Source organism: Cupriavidus sp. YR651 (assembly GCF_900101625.1).
Taxonomy (GTDB): Bacteria; Pseudomonadota; Gammaproteobacteria; order Burkholderiales; family Burkholderiaceae; genus Cupriavidus.
The window spans coordinates 229821-242471 of sequence record NZ_FMYZ01000002.1 but is presented as its reverse complement, the minus strand read 5'-3'; the positions used below and the strand labels follow the sequence as shown (position 1 = coordinate 242471).

Here is a 12651-nt window from a genome sequence, read left to right as displayed (position 1 = left end):
TTTGTGCTGTAATGGGCATCGAGCCCAGTCCGGTACCGCCAGCCAGCCTTTCAGTGTCAGAACGATGGTGCGCGGCCAAGATGTTTTTCCACAGCCAGGAGAGAAGCATGAAGAAACTGATCGCGATGTGTGTGCTGGTGACCCCCCTGTTCGCCACGGCTGCATTTGCCCAAGGCGCTTCGGCTCCGGCCGCAGAGAAATCTGGCAAGACCGCGCAGCAGGAAAAGATGTCGGCCTGCGCCAAGCAGAACAAGGGCAAGAAGGGCGACGAATACAAGAAGGCCCAGAGCGAGTGCCTGTCCGGCAGTGGCCCGGCAGCCGCGGCCGAGCCGAAGACCCAGCAGGAAAAGATGGCGGCCTGTGCCAAGCAGAACAAGGGCAAGAAGGGCGACGAATACAAGAAGGCCCAGAGCGAGTGCCTGTCGGCCAAGCCAGCCTGATCCGTCCCCACCCTCCAGCAAAGGCGAACCCCACACGGTTCGCCTTTGTTGTTTGGGTCACGCTGTCATGACGCCGCCATCACCCGATGCTATGCTTCCATTGATATGCGGATCATTCTCATCACCGGAATTTCCGGCTCCGGCAAGTCGGTCGCCCTGAACGTCCTGGAAGATGCAGGCTACTACTGTGTCGACAACCTGCCGGCCCAGTTCATCCCCGAGCTGACCAGCTACCTGGCCGACCAGGGCTACACGCACCTCGGCGTGGCCACCGACATCCGCAGCCGCGAATCGCTCGCGCGCCTTCCGGATACCGTGCGCAGCCTGGCCGCCGAACACCAGGTCCAGGTCCTGTTCCTGACCGCCAGCACCGATGCGCTGGTCCAGCGTTATTCGGAGACACGCCGCCGCCATCCCCTGTCCGCACAGACCGATGCACCCCTGGCGACGACAGACAGCGTGGAGGGTGGAGACACCCGCATCAATACCTCGCTGATCGAAGCCATCGAAATGGAGCGCGAGCTGCTCAGCCCGCTGGCGGAATCGGCGCACCGCATCGATACAAGCAACGTGCGCACCAATGCGCTGCGCAGCTGGATCAAGGAACTGATCCGCGATGACAGGCAGCAGCTGACGCTGCTGTTCGAGTCCTTTGGCTTCAAGCATGGCGTGCCGAGCGATGCCGACCTGGTATTCGACGTACGCTCGCTGCCGAACCCCTACTACGACCTCGCGCTGCGCCCGTTGACGGGCCGCGACGCGCCCGTGATCGACTTCCTGCAAAGCCAGCCGATGGTGCTGGCCATGGCCGAGGACATCCGCGCCTACGTGGAGAAGTGGCTGCCGAGTTTCATTGCCGATAACCGCAGCTACCTGACCGTCGCAATCGGCTGCACAGGCGGCCAGCACCGGTCGGTGTTTATTGCGGAAAGACTTGCCAACTACTTCCGGGCACATGGTAATGTGCTGGTCAGACACCGCGAGCTTGCCCCGGCAAGCTGAAGCGTTGTACCGAGGTTTTGTACCCGGGTTTCGGCGATGCGCGCCGCACCGACGCCGCCGACCCGCCACTGGAACCGGCACCGCATGTCGTCACATCCGCCCGACACCGCACCCAGGACTACCGACCTGGACGCCCTGCCACTGTTTCCGCTGCACACGGTGTTATTCCCGGATGGCCGCCTGCCGTTGCGCGTGTTCGAGAAGCGCTACGTGGACATGGTGCGCAACTGCATGCGCGACCACACCCCGTTCGGTGTCTGCCTGATTGCCAGCGGCGAGGAAGTCAGCCGTCCCGGCCACCCCACCGATCCCGAACCCATTGGCTGCCTGGCCGACATCGTCGACTGCAACATGGAGCAGCTGGGTGTGCTGCTGATCGAGGCACGCGGGCGCCAGCGCTTTCAGGTGCTGTCGCACGAAACGCGCGAAGACGGCCTGATCGTGGCGCGCGCGGAGTTGATCCCGCCGGACGTCATCGATTGCAAGCTGGAGTTGCTCGGCGAATGCCTGGCCGCGTTGCGCCGCCTCGTGACCGCGATCCACGCGGAGCAGACCGACAAGTCCAGGATGCCGTTTGCCGAACCCTACCTCTGGGACGACCCGAGCTGGGTGGCCAACCGGCTCTGCGAACTGCTGCCCGTGCCGCTAAAGGCCAAGCAAATGCTGATGGCCCTGCCCGATGCCGGCATGCGCATCGAGATCGTTCATCGCTACATGCGCCAGCACCACATCATGTGACGCGCCTCGCTCATTTTCAGAACAATCCGATTCTTGCCTGATCCTCAAGCAGCCGGCGCACGGGCGCCGGCGTGCCGAGCGCGTCGAGGTCATCGAGTGACAGCCAGCGCCGGCTGGCGCCATCATCGGCACCGCTGCGCAGCGCGAGCGCACCGAGGTCGACGCGGATCGCGCGAATCAGCAGCCGGAAATGCGTGAATACGTGGGTCAGTTCGCCGGTCAGGCAGGCGCGCGTGGGTGTTCCAAACGCGCTGGCGGCATCCAGCGCCGCCTGCTCCGCGGCCTCCGCATCGAACGGCACCGAGGTCACCGCCATCTCTGGCAGGCTCCAGAGGCCGCCCCAGATGCCGCTGTCCGGCCGCAGGGAGACCAGCACGTCGCGCCCATGCCGTACGATCAGCATCACCGTGCTCCGCTCGGGAATTGCGGCACGCGGCTTGGGCGTGGGCAACACGGCGGTCAGGCCATCGCGCCGCGCCACGCAATCCGCCGATAGCGGACAGGCCTCGGCGTCGACCAGGCAGGCGGGCTTGCCGCGCGAGCAAATCGTCGCGCCAAGATCCATCAGCCCCTGCGTGTACGCAACCATGTCTTCCGCTTGTCGCGGCCCCGCTGCGGGCAACGCAAGCTCTGCCAGCTGCCACATGCGTGTCTCGATCGCCCGCTCACCCGGATATCCGTGGATGCCGAAGACTCGCGCAAACACGCGTTTCACGTTGCCGTCGAGAATCGGCGATCGTACGCCCGCGCTGAACGCCGCGATGGCAGCCGCGGTGGAACGGCCAATGCCGGGCAGCGTGACGAGCACGGCGGGATCGGTCGGAAACACGCCGCCGTGGTCTTCCATCACCGACCTGGCGCATCGATGCAGATTGCGCGCGCGCGAGTAGTAGCCCAGGCCGGCCCAGAGCGCCATCACTTCGTCCGCTGGCGCCGCGGCCAGTGCGGCCACCGTGGGCAGCGCGGTGACAAACCGCTGGAAGTACTCGATGACCGCCGCGACCTGCGTCTGCTGCAGCATGATTTCCGACAACCAGATGCGGTAGGGATCGCGCGTGTTCTGCCACGGCAGGTCATGCCGTCCGTGATCGCGCTGCCAGCACACCACGCGTGCGCCGAAGTCCGGTGGCACGGTGATGTCGGGCGATGTGTTGACAGCGGGAACAGAGGCGGCAGCGGACTTGCGGGGCATTGCGTGGGAACAGGTTGGGTGTGCGGCACCAGGGCGAATCGGAGGCGTCTCGGAGGCCAATCAGACGCGCAGAGGCGAATCAGGGACGAACATCCGGGGGCGACGGGCCAAAAAACAAGGCGCCGCTCGAAGGCGGCGCCACATGATACCGCGCGGGCGTCCCGATGCTGCCGGGGACGCCCCGCCAAAAGCCTTACGCGGCGCGCGCGCTGGCTTCCTCCTGCGGCTCCACCAGCTTCCTGGCATACGACTCGATCTTGCCGCTGCGCTCGTCCAGCCCGTTGAGCACTTCCTCCAGTTGCGAGATGCGGCTCTCCAGCGTGTCCGTCGCCTCATGGATGCGCTCGATCGAATCGACGCGGCGGCGCAGTTGCTTCTGGTGCTCGCGCACCTGGGCCTCCAGCGGCGTCATGACCGACTTCAGCCAGATCTCGATATCGCGGTTGAGGTCGCGGAAGTTCTCCAGCACGCGGCTGGCCATCGTCGCAAATGCGTTCTGCACCAGTTGCGGGCGCGAGCGCGTGAGCATGTTGACCGCACCGAAGTGATTGTTGACCAGTTGCAGCGTCTCCTGCAGCTCCGCAACGTAGCGCGACGTCACGAACTGCATCGGCGACGGCAGCGTAAAGCCATGCTCTGCATTGAAGCGGCGATACATGCTGTCCACGAGCTGGTGCAGCCCGGCGATCTTCTGGTCGGCATCCGTGATCAGCCCGGTGAGCTGGCCAAACAGCGCCTCCATGTCTTCGCGCAGACCACGCGAGAAGAATCGCTCCTTCATCTGCTCGCGCGCATCTCGCATGGTGCGGCGCACGTCGCGCAGTTGCAGGCTCTTGATGATGTCGGCGCTGTGGCGGCCAAACACCAGACGCAGGGCCTGGAACTTGGAGATGCTCTGCTCGAATTCTTCCTTCTCGCCCTGCACGCGCAGCAGCATGTGCTTGACCATCGCATGGTTCTTGCCGCGCAGGCCGCGCAACTCGAAGAGCTGCTCGACGATGTCGCGACGGCGGCTCTGCAGCAGTTGCTGCGCGCCGCGCGACATGTCCTGCACGAGCCGCTGGACCTGATCGGACACGATCTCGCGGCGCTGCGGGATCAGTTGGTCCGAAAGCACATGCTCGAACTGCGGCAGGTTACTGCGCACGAGCAGCGGCTGGTCATGCGTGACCTTGGCCACCAGGCCCTTCTGGGCCGAGACCGGATAGACGCGACGCTCCTCGATGCCAAGGATCTGCGCAGTCGAACGGACCTGGCGCGAAATCTCGCTGGCGATCTCGGGCGACGACTTCAGCGGATCCCACAGGCCGTCGATCTTGTTCAGCACCGCCAGGCAGCCGCGGCGATGGCCCGCGCCCACGTGGCTGCGCCACAGTTCCAGGTCGCTCTTGGTCACGCCGGCATCGGCGGCCAGCACGAACACCACCACGTGCGCATCCGGAATCAGGCGCAGCGTCAGTTCCGGTTCCGTACCGATCGCGTTCAGGCCCGGCGTGTCCAGGATCACCAGACCCTGGCGCAGCAGCGGATGCGGGAAATTGATGACGGCATGGCGCCAGCGCGAAATCTCGACCATGCCATCGGCATCGACGGACCAGGCAGCGTCAGGGTCGCTCTCGTTGTACAGGCCAAGCGATTCGGCCACGGCCGGCGCCACGCGCGTGGTTTCCACCACGTGCTGGAACGCGGCCAGCATGCCGTCGGGCGACGACGGGTCCAGCGGCACCGTGGTCCAGTGGGACCCGGCGGAACCTGGCTCCATGAAGTCCGCGGTGGATGCATCCTGCAGGCGCGTCTCGATCGGCAGCAGCCGGATGCACGGCTGCTCGTTCTCGTCGTAGCGCAACTCGGTCGGACACATCGTGGTCCGCCCGGCGGACGACGGCAGGATGCGGCGGCCGTAGTCGGCAAAGAAGATAGCGTTGATCAGTTCGCTCTTGCCGCGCGAGAACTCGGCAATGAACGCAACCTTCAGCCGGTCGCTCTTCAGGACGCTCTGGATGCGCTGCACGCGGTCTTCCGCAGTGGCGTCATAGAGGTCGTACTGTTGCAGCCAGGACTGGAATTCGGCGAGAGACTGAAGGACCCCGGTTCTCCAGGCGCCATATTGTTCGAATTGGTGGGCGAGGCTCGTCATGGAGGTGTTCGCGTTGGCTGGTTCGGCTCGGATTTATCGTTTCGGGCTCGTAGAACACGTCTCGTCCCGGCTTGGCCCGCTGACCCTGCGGAACCGGAACAAAACGCCGCACCGGATCCATGTCATATCGGTGGGATTCGGTGCATTTTGTAACTTTTTATGTCTGCGCACACGATACAGGTTTCTTGCCGGATTTTGTGGAATTCGCGTCCCTTGTTGCTTCCGTGACGAGCGAGTGTTGCGCCGACCCATCGGCAATGTCTTACGACAATGCCCCTGCACCGGATTGCCGTGTGCTGTGATGCTTCAGGCACGCGCGGGAGGGCCGCCGCCGCCTTCCGCCTTCCGACGTCCGCCCCTCGGTCAGTGCTGGCAGTGCGGGCAGTAGAACGTGGAACGCTGTCCCTGCACGATCTGGCGGACGGGGTTACCGCAGACGCGGCAGGGCTCGCCGGCGCGGTCGTAGACGAAGCAGTCCAGCTGGAAGTACCCGCTGCTGCCATCGCTGCCAACAAAGTCGCGCAGCGTGCTCCCGCCCCGGGCAATGGCTTCGGCGAGTGTCTCGCGTACGGCGACGGCAAGCTTCTCGCAACGGGCCAGGCTGAGGCGGCCCGCCGGAGTCGTCGGCCGGATGCCGGCCCGGAACAGGCTCTCGGAACAGTAGATGTTGCCGACCCCGACCACGATGTCACCGGCCAGCAGCGCAGTCTTGATGGCCACGCTGCGCCAACGCGTATGGCGATGCAGCCACGCGCCGTCAAAGCGTGGATCGAACGGCTCGATGCCAAGCTTGCGCAACAGTGGATGATCGGAGAGGTCCGACTCGGGCAGCGGGCTCCACACGATCGCCCCAAAACGGCGCGGATCGCGAAAGCGCAGGACGACCGGCCGGGGGTCGGCCCCGGCGTCATCGGGTTCAGCTGCCAGCAGCAGGTCCAGGTGGTCGTGCGGGCCCGGCGCAGGCGCCTCCGGATAGACCCGCAGGGTACCGGTCATGCCGAGGTGGACCAGCAGCCAACCGGTTTCGGAATCGCCCTCGGGGCGGTTCGCGCTCGCGGCCACGTGCACTGGCGGCAGGCACTCCAGCAGCAAGTACTTGCCGCGTCGCTCGATCCGCCCGATCACGCGTCCGGCCAGCCGGCCCTCGAGTTCGGGCTCCACGGGCCAGCGCAGGCCACGATGACGTACCGTCACGTCGACGATACGGCGCCCGACCACATGCGGCAGCAGTCCGCGCCGCGTGACTTCGACTTCCGGCAATTCTGGCATCGCGCCCGTGTCTCCCGGCCGGCATCCGGCCCGCTTTCAAGAACCACTTGCCCGCTTTGGCGCTCCAATCACGCAGGAATCCGCACGCCGCCATGCCTTGCGGCAACGCGCTGTGCGGGCTCTCATACGTTTCGGCCCTTCGGGGCAAGCAGGGCATTGTAGCGGCAGGCTACAATGCCTCTCATCCATTCCTACGCCCCCGTGCGCCGGAGCATTGATTTCATGCCGGACTTCCGTTCGTCCCTTCAGGCCATGCGCCCGGACTCTTTCCCAATGACCGCTTTCGCCGCCGCCCCAATGGGTTCGCCCGCCGCCCGGTTCCGCCGCCACGCGCGTGCGCTGGGCGTCGCCGCCTGCCTGGCGTTTGCCTCGCTGGCGCACGCCGCACCCGCCACCGTTGCTCAGACCGAAGACGAAGTCATCGACGTCCCGGCATCCGCGGCCAAGTCTCGCGCGCCGCGCACGCCGCTGCCCAACGTGACGCTGACGCCGGACATCCTCTATCGGGTGCTGGCGGCAGAGATCTCGCTGCAGCGTGGCCTGGTCGGCACCGCGTACCGCACATACCTGGACCTGGCCCGCCAGACGCGCGATCCGCGCCTGGCCCAGCGCGCCACGGAGATTGCGTTCAACGCACGCATCTCGCAGCAGGCGCTGGATGGCGCCCGCCTGTGGGCCGAACTGGCGCCCACATCGCCTGCGGCCAGGCAGGTCCTGTCGACGCTGCTCGTGCTGAACGGCCGCTGGGACGAGGCCGAACCGCTGCTGGTCCAGCAACTGGCCAGCGCGCCGGCCGGCCATCGCGGCGACGCCATCCTGCAGATGCAGCAGCAGCTGTCGCGCACGAGCGACCCGGCCGGCGCCGTGGGCGTGCTCCAGCGCGTTACCGCCAACGACATGAAGCTGGCGGAGACGCACCTGGCCATGGCCCGCGCCAAGGAAGCTGCCGGCGACAATGCGGGATCGCTCGCCGAACTCGACGAAGCACTGCGCCTGAAGCCGGATATGGAGGCCGCCGCGCTGATGGCCGCCGAGATGCAGGTCGAGTCCGATCCCGACAAGTCCATCGCGGTGCTCAAGCGCTTCCTGTCGAAGTCGCCGAAGTCGGTGAATGGCCATATCACGCTGGCTCGGGTGTACCTGCAGAAGAACGACATGCAGGCCGCCCGCGCCGAGTTCGAAGTCCTGCGCAAGGTTGCGCCCAACGACCCGCGCGTGCCGCTGGCGCTGGGCCTGACCAGCCTGCAGGCGCGCAGCTACGATGACGCCGAGCGCTATCTGAAGGAATACCTGGAGATGGCGGCGAAGTCGCCGGCCGCCAACCCCGACGTGGCCTTCCAGTATCTGGCCCAGATCGCCGAGGAAAAGAAGGACTACGCTGGCGCGATCGAGTGGCTGGACCGCATCGAGGACAGCCGCCTGGCGCCCGCCGCACAGGCCAAGCGCGCGCAGTTGCTGGCGCGCATGGGCAAGCTCGACGACGCCCAGGCCGTGTTCGGCGACATGCTGGCCGATGCCGAGGACATCGCCGATCCCGGCCAGCGCGCGCAGCGCATGACGGCGATCCGCCAGGCCGAGGTGGCCACGCTGATGGACAGCAAGGCGTACGACCGCGCACGCAAGCTGCTGGACGAACGCGTCAAGGTCGAGCCCGACAACGCCGACTGGGTCTACGAACTGGCCATGCTGGACGAACGCGAGAAGCGCTACGACAGCATGGAGCGCGGCCTGCGCAAGGTTATCGACCTGCAGCCCGACCAGAAGCAGGGCTACAACGCGCTGGGCTATTCGCTGGCCGATCGCAACGAACGGCTGCCGGAGGCCCGCAAGCTGCTCGAACGCGCCTCCGAACTCGGCCCGGACGATCCCTACATCATGGACAGCCTGGGTTGGGTCAAGTACCGGCAGGGCGAACTCCAGCCGGCGGCAGACCTGCTGAAGAGCGCCTACGCCAAGGCTCCGGAGGCCGAGATCGGCGCGCACCTGGGCGAGGTGCTCTGGCAGCTTGGCCAGCACGAAGAGGCACGCAAGACGTGGACAGAAGCCGCCAAGGCCGAGCCCGAAAACCAGACGCTGCTCGACACGCTGCGTCGCTACAACCAGAACGTGCTGCTGTCGAAGTAATCCGAGGACGACGACGCAGCATGATGCGCCCGGGCCGCGTGCCCGGGCTTGCCATGCCGGGCCGCCATGTCAACGCGCCATGCCAACTCGCGTGATGGCCGCGCCGATCGCCCATCTACTTATCCCCACCCATTCGTGACCATGCTCCGACTCCGTCGCCTGGCCCTGCTTTGCGCGACCGCCCCGCTCTGGCTCGCCGGCTGTGCGAGCGTTGTGCCTAGCCGCAGCTTCGATGCCGGCGAAACCGCACGCGCCGAACTGTATTCCGGCCGCTTTGCCGCCAACTACGTCCGCTACGGCCGCAACGAGGGTGTGCAGGGCAGCTTCCGCTGGGAAGAACAGGGCCGCAATGTCCGGCTGGACCTGGTGTCGCCGCTGGGCCAGACGCTTGCCGTCGTGACGTCCACGCCGTCCGGCGCCACGCTCGACCTGCCCAACGAACCGCCGCGTAACGCGCCCGAGGTGGACAGCCTGATGGAGCAGGCGCTCGGTTTTTCGCTGCCCGTGGCCGGCATGCGTGACTGGCTGCATGGCCGGCCCGCGAGCGGCGCGCCATCGAAGTCGACGCGCGATGCGAAAGGCCGCCTCGATACCCTGATGCAAAGCGGCTGGACCGTGCGCTATGTGGACTGGCAGGAATCGCCCGAGGGTGCTGCACCGGCCACCGCGCGGCCGCGTCGCGTCGACATGGCGCGCGACGGCGCCGACTCGCCGCTGTCCGTGCGGCTCGTGATCGATCCGGAGACCAAGCAATGACCGCTGGCACACCCCTGCCACCGCCCGAACTGCGCGACTGCCCCGCGCCGGCCAAGCTCAACCTGTTCCTGCATGTGACGGGACGCCGCCCCGACGGCTATCACACGCTCCAGACCGTTTTCCAGCTGGTGGACTGGTCGGACACACTGCACTTTCATCGTCGCGAGGATGGCGTGATCGCGCGCACCACGGATATTCCTGGGGTGCCGGCCGATACCGATCTCGTCGTGCGTGCGGCCCGCGCATTGCAGCAGGCCAGCGGAACGCGTTTCGGCGCGGACATCGCGGTCGACAAGCGGCTGCCGATGGGCGGCGGCATCGGCGGCGGATCGTCGGATGCCGCGACGACGCTGCTCGCGCTGAACCACCTGTGGGGATTGGGCTTGCAACGCACCGCACTGATGCGCATCGGCCTTGCGCTGGGCGCTGATGTGCCCGTGTTCGTATTCGGCCAGAACGCGTTTGCGGAGGGTGTTGGCGAGGAGCTGACGGCCGTCGAATTGCCCGCGAGTTGGTTCGTCGTCATCCACCCTCGGCAGCATGTCCCCACTGCTGCAATTTTTTCCGACGAACGCTTGACAAGGAATACGCCCATCTCCATAATTGCGGACTTCGCTGCTTGCACAAACAAATTCGCTTTCGGTCGCAACGACTTGCAAGCGGTAGCAACAGCGAAGTTCGGCGAAGTTGCCCGAGCCCTTGAATGGCTGAGACAATATTGTCCGCATGCAAGGATGACCGGTTCCGGAGCCTGCGTGTTTGCCCGATTTGATGACGAGCAGACTGCGCAGCAGGTGGTGGATCGGTTGCCATCCGAATGGGATGGCAGGTGTGTCAGAAGTTTGTCGCACCACCCGCTCGCAACATTCGCATAGCAAGTTTTCGTTTGGCGAAGTGCCGGAAGTATTCAGACGGCGCAGCGACAGACGATAAAGGTTGTGTAGGGGAGTCGCCAAGTTGGTCAAGGCACCGGATTTTGATTCCGGCATTCGAAGGTTCGAATCCTTCTTCCCCTGCCATTACTTCCTATAGTGTCCTGACGGATACGCAGATATCGCTGCCGGCACCAGCCGGTAGCGCAAAGCTCCCCCAGCAGCAAGACAGGTGCCCCGAATGAGCAGCGAAGGCTTGATGGTATTTACCGGCAACGCCAACCCCAAACTCGCGGAGGCTGTCGTACAGCACCTCGGCATTCCTCTGGGAAAAGCGCTGGTAGGCCGTTTCTCCGACGGTGAAGTCCAGGTCGAAATCCAGGAAAACGTTCGCGGCAAGCACGTCATCGTGCTGCAGTCGACCTGCGCGCCGACCAACGACAACCTCATGGAACTGATGGTGATGGTCGATGCCCTCAAGCGCGCCTCGGCACGCAGCATCACCGCCGCCATGCCGTACTTCGGCTATGCCCGCCAGGATCGCCGCCCGCGTTCGGCGCGCGTGGCCATCTCGGCCAAGATCGTCGCCAACATGCTGGAAGTCGCCGGCGTGGAACGGGTCCTGACGATGGACCTGCACGCGGACCAGATCCAGGGTTTCTTCGATATCCCCGTCGACAACATCTACGCATCCCCGGTACTGCTGGGCGACCTGCGCGAGAAGAACTACGGCGACCTGCTGGTCGTGTCGCCGGACGTTGGCGGCGTGGTACGCGCCCGTGCACTGGCCAAGCAGCTGAACTGCGACCTGGCCATCATCGACAAGCGTCGCCCCAAGGCCAACGTGGCCGAGGTGATGAACATCATCGGTGAAGTCGCCGGCCGCAACTGCGTCATCATGGACGACATGATCGACACCGGCGGCACGCTGTGCAAGGCGGCCCAGGTGCTGAAGGAACGCGGCGCGCTGAAGGTGTTCGCCTACTGCACCCACCCGGTGTTGTCCGGCGGCGCTGCCGCCCGCATCGCGGCGTCCGAACTCGACGAAGTGGTGGTGTGCGACACCATCCCGCTGTCGGACGAGGCACGCCAGTCCGGCAAGATCCGCCAGGTCTCCACCGCCCCGCTGCTGGCCGAGACCTTTACCCGGATCGTGAAGGGCGACTCGATCATGTCGCTGTTTGCCGACGCCTGATCCGGCCGCTCGCCCGTTTCACATGGAGCGGGCGATTTGAGCGGGGAATCCTGCTAAAATGCAAGGCTTTACCGCGTTGGCTGCCATATCGGCGGTCAACGTGATTCAGGCGGCGCACCATTCAAGATGCGTCGCCCAGTCGAGGCTGTCTGGTCGCGGACAGCCTTCTTACTTTTGGAGTTCACAATGAAAGTTATCGCTTTCGAGCGTAGCGTACAGGGTACGGGTGCGAGCCGCCGCCTGCGCAATTCCGGCAAGACCCCCGGCATCATCTACGGCGGCGCCAACGAGCCGAAGATGATCGAGCTGGATCACAACGCCCTGTGGCACGCCCTGAAGAAGGAAGCGTTCCACTCGTCGATCCTGGACCTCGAAGTGGCTGGCAAGTCCGAGAAGGCCCTGCTGCGCGCCTTCCAGATGCACCCGTTCAAGCCGCTGGTGCTGCACGTCGACTTCCAGCGCGTGTCCGCCACCGACAAGATCCACGTGAAGGTGCCCCTGCACTTCATGAACCAGGAATCCGCTCCTGGCGTGAAGCTGGGCCACGGCATCGTCAACCACATCCTGAATGACCTGGAAGTGTCGTGCCTGCCGGGCGACCTGCCCGAGTTCATCGAAGTGGATCTGGGCAAGGCCGAACTGAACCAGACCATCCACCTGTCGGACCTGAACCTGCCGAAGGGCGTGACCGCCATCACCCACGGTGACGAGAACCCCGCCATCGCCAACATCTCGCTGCCGGCCGGCGGCGTGGCGGCAGCTGAAGGCGGTGAAGCAGCCGCTGGCGAAACGCCGGCTGCCTGAGCGACATTGCATCAGGTGCCGTAGCGGACCAGCGCCGCTGCTGCATCGAAGAAACCGCCGGTTCGCCGGCGGTTTTTTTTCGCGCGGATTTTTCGCGTATCCTGTCTGGCGCCAACCGGTGC

11 protein-coding genes and 1 tRNA gene are annotated in these 12651 nt (G+C 65.4%); 9 read left to right on the top strand and 3 right to left on the bottom strand.

Annotated features, from left to right (window positions below; all coding sequences use genetic code 11):
- Positions 1 to 107 precede the first annotated feature (107 nt).
- The 3 genes from BLR29_RS07255 (at position 108) to BLR29_RS07245 (ending at position 2180) form a co-directional block, all read left to right on the top strand.
- Positions 108 to 440 (top strand): PsiF family protein, encoded by a 333-nt coding sequence (locus tag BLR29_RS07255; protein WP_092135812.1) that lies wholly within the window; start codon positions 108 to 110, stop codon positions 438 to 440.
- Positions 441 to 545: 105 nt separating this feature from the next.
- Entirely contained in the window at positions 546 to 1442 is an 897-nt protein-coding gene (rapZ, locus tag BLR29_RS07250) for an RNase adapter RapZ (protein WP_092135810.1), read from the top strand.
- 84 nt (positions 1443 to 1526) lie between these two features.
- Entirely contained in the window at positions 1527 to 2180 is a 654-nt protein-coding gene (locus BLR29_RS07245) for an LON peptidase substrate-binding domain-containing protein (protein WP_092135809.1), read from the top strand.
- 16 nt (positions 2181 to 2196) lie between these two features.
- On the opposite strand, the gene mutY is transcribed toward BLR29_RS07245, so the two are convergent.
- The 3 genes from mutY to mutM form a co-directional block, all read right to left on the bottom strand.
- Entirely contained in the window at positions 2197 to 3372 is a 1176-nt protein-coding gene (mutY, locus tag BLR29_RS07240; protein WP_092135807.1) for an A/G-specific adenine glycosylase, read from the bottom strand.
- A gap of 193 nt (positions 3373 to 3565) precedes the next feature.
- Positions 3566 to 5509 carry a dynamin family protein gene (locus BLR29_RS07235; RefSeq protein WP_092135806.1) on the bottom strand — a complete coding sequence of 648 codons (1944 nt, stop codon included), beginning with the start codon at positions 5507 to 5509 and terminating at the stop codon, positions 3566 to 3568.
- Positions 5510 to 5872: 363 nt separating this feature from the next.
- Entirely contained in the window at positions 5873 to 6778 is a 906-nt protein-coding gene (mutM, locus tag BLR29_RS07230; RefSeq protein ID WP_092135804.1) for a bifunctional DNA-formamidopyrimidine glycosylase/DNA-(apurinic or apyrimidinic site) lyase, read from the bottom strand.
- A gap of 222 nt (positions 6779 to 7000) precedes the next feature.
- Between mutM and BLR29_RS07225 the strand changes: the two genes are divergently transcribed.
- The 6 genes from BLR29_RS07225 to BLR29_RS07200 all read left to right on the top strand — a co-directional run bounded on the left by BLR29_RS07225 (position 7001) and on the right by BLR29_RS07200 (position 12529).
- Complete coding sequence (locus tag BLR29_RS07225; protein WP_092135803.1) at positions 7001 to 8902, top strand: tetratricopeptide repeat protein; 1902 nt, start codon at positions 7001 to 7003, stop codon at positions 8900 to 8902.
- Between the two features lie 141 nt (positions 8903 to 9043).
- Positions 9044 to 9658, top strand: a complete 615-nt coding sequence (locus BLR29_RS07220; RefSeq protein WP_092135801.1) for an outer membrane lipoprotein LolB — start codon at positions 9044 to 9046, stop codon at positions 9656 to 9658.
- Entirely contained in the window at positions 9655 to 10533 is an 879-nt protein-coding gene (ispE, locus tag BLR29_RS07215) for a 4-(cytidine 5'-diphospho)-2-C-methyl-D-erythritol kinase (protein ID WP_092135800.1), read from the top strand. Before BLR29_RS07220 ends, ispE begins: the two co-directional genes overlap by 4 nt.
- A gap of 67 nt (positions 10534 to 10600) precedes the next feature.
- Positions 10601 to 10677: transfer RNA gene (locus tag BLR29_RS07210), tRNA-Gln, on the top strand.
- Between the two features lie 94 nt (positions 10678 to 10771).
- Positions 10772 to 11725 (top strand): ribose-phosphate pyrophosphokinase, encoded by a 954-nt coding sequence (locus tag BLR29_RS07205; RefSeq protein ID WP_092135798.1) that lies wholly within the window; start codon positions 10772 to 10774, stop codon positions 11723 to 11725.
- A 186-nt stretch (positions 11726 to 11911) separates the two neighbouring features.
- The gene (locus BLR29_RS07200) at positions 11912 to 12529 is read left to right on the top strand and encodes a 50S ribosomal protein L25/general stress protein Ctc (RefSeq protein ID WP_092135797.1); all 618 of its coding nucleotides are present in this window, start codon (positions 11912 to 11914) and stop codon (positions 12527 to 12529) included.
- Positions 12530 to 12651 lie beyond the last annotated feature (122 nt).

Excerpts from the sequence above, each read along its gene's own strand:
- mutM (WP_092135804.1), bottom strand. The coding sequence starts at position 6,778 with ATGCCAGAATTGCCGGAAGTCGAAGTCACGCGGCGCGGACTGCTGCCG.
- BLR29_RS07255 (WP_092135812.1), top strand. The coding sequence starts at position 108 with ATGAAGAAACTGATCGCGATGTGTGTGCTGGTGACCCCCCTGTTCGCC.
- BLR29_RS07235 (WP_092135806.1), bottom strand. The coding sequence starts at position 5,509 with ATGACGAGCCTCGCCCACCAATTCGAACAATATGGCGCCTGGAGAACC.
- BLR29_RS07245 (WP_092135809.1), top strand. The coding sequence starts at position 1,527 with ATGTCGTCACATCCGCCCGACACCGCACCCAGGACTACCGACCTGGAC.
- ispE (WP_092135800.1), top strand. The coding sequence starts at position 9,655 with ATGACCGCTGGCACACCCCTGCCACCGCCCGAACTGCGCGACTGCCCC.
- BLR29_RS07220 (WP_092135801.1), top strand. The coding sequence starts at position 9,044 with ATGCTCCGACTCCGTCGCCTGGCCCTGCTTTGCGCGACCGCCCCGCTC.
- mutY (WP_092135807.1), bottom strand. The coding sequence starts at position 3,372 with ATGCCCCGCAAGTCCGCTGCCGCCTCTGTTCCCGCTGTCAACACATCG.
- BLR29_RS07225 (WP_092135803.1), top strand. The coding sequence starts at position 7,001 with ATGCCGGACTTCCGTTCGTCCCTTCAGGCCATGCGCCCGGACTCTTTC.
- BLR29_RS07205 (WP_092135798.1), top strand. The coding sequence starts at position 10,772 with ATGAGCAGCGAAGGCTTGATGGTATTTACCGGCAACGCCAACCCCAAA.
- BLR29_RS07200 (WP_092135797.1), top strand. The coding sequence starts at position 11,912 with ATGAAAGTTATCGCTTTCGAGCGTAGCGTACAGGGTACGGGTGCGAGC.
- rapZ (WP_092135810.1), top strand. The coding sequence starts at position 546 with ATGCGGATCATTCTCATCACCGGAATTTCCGGCTCCGGCAAGTCGGTC.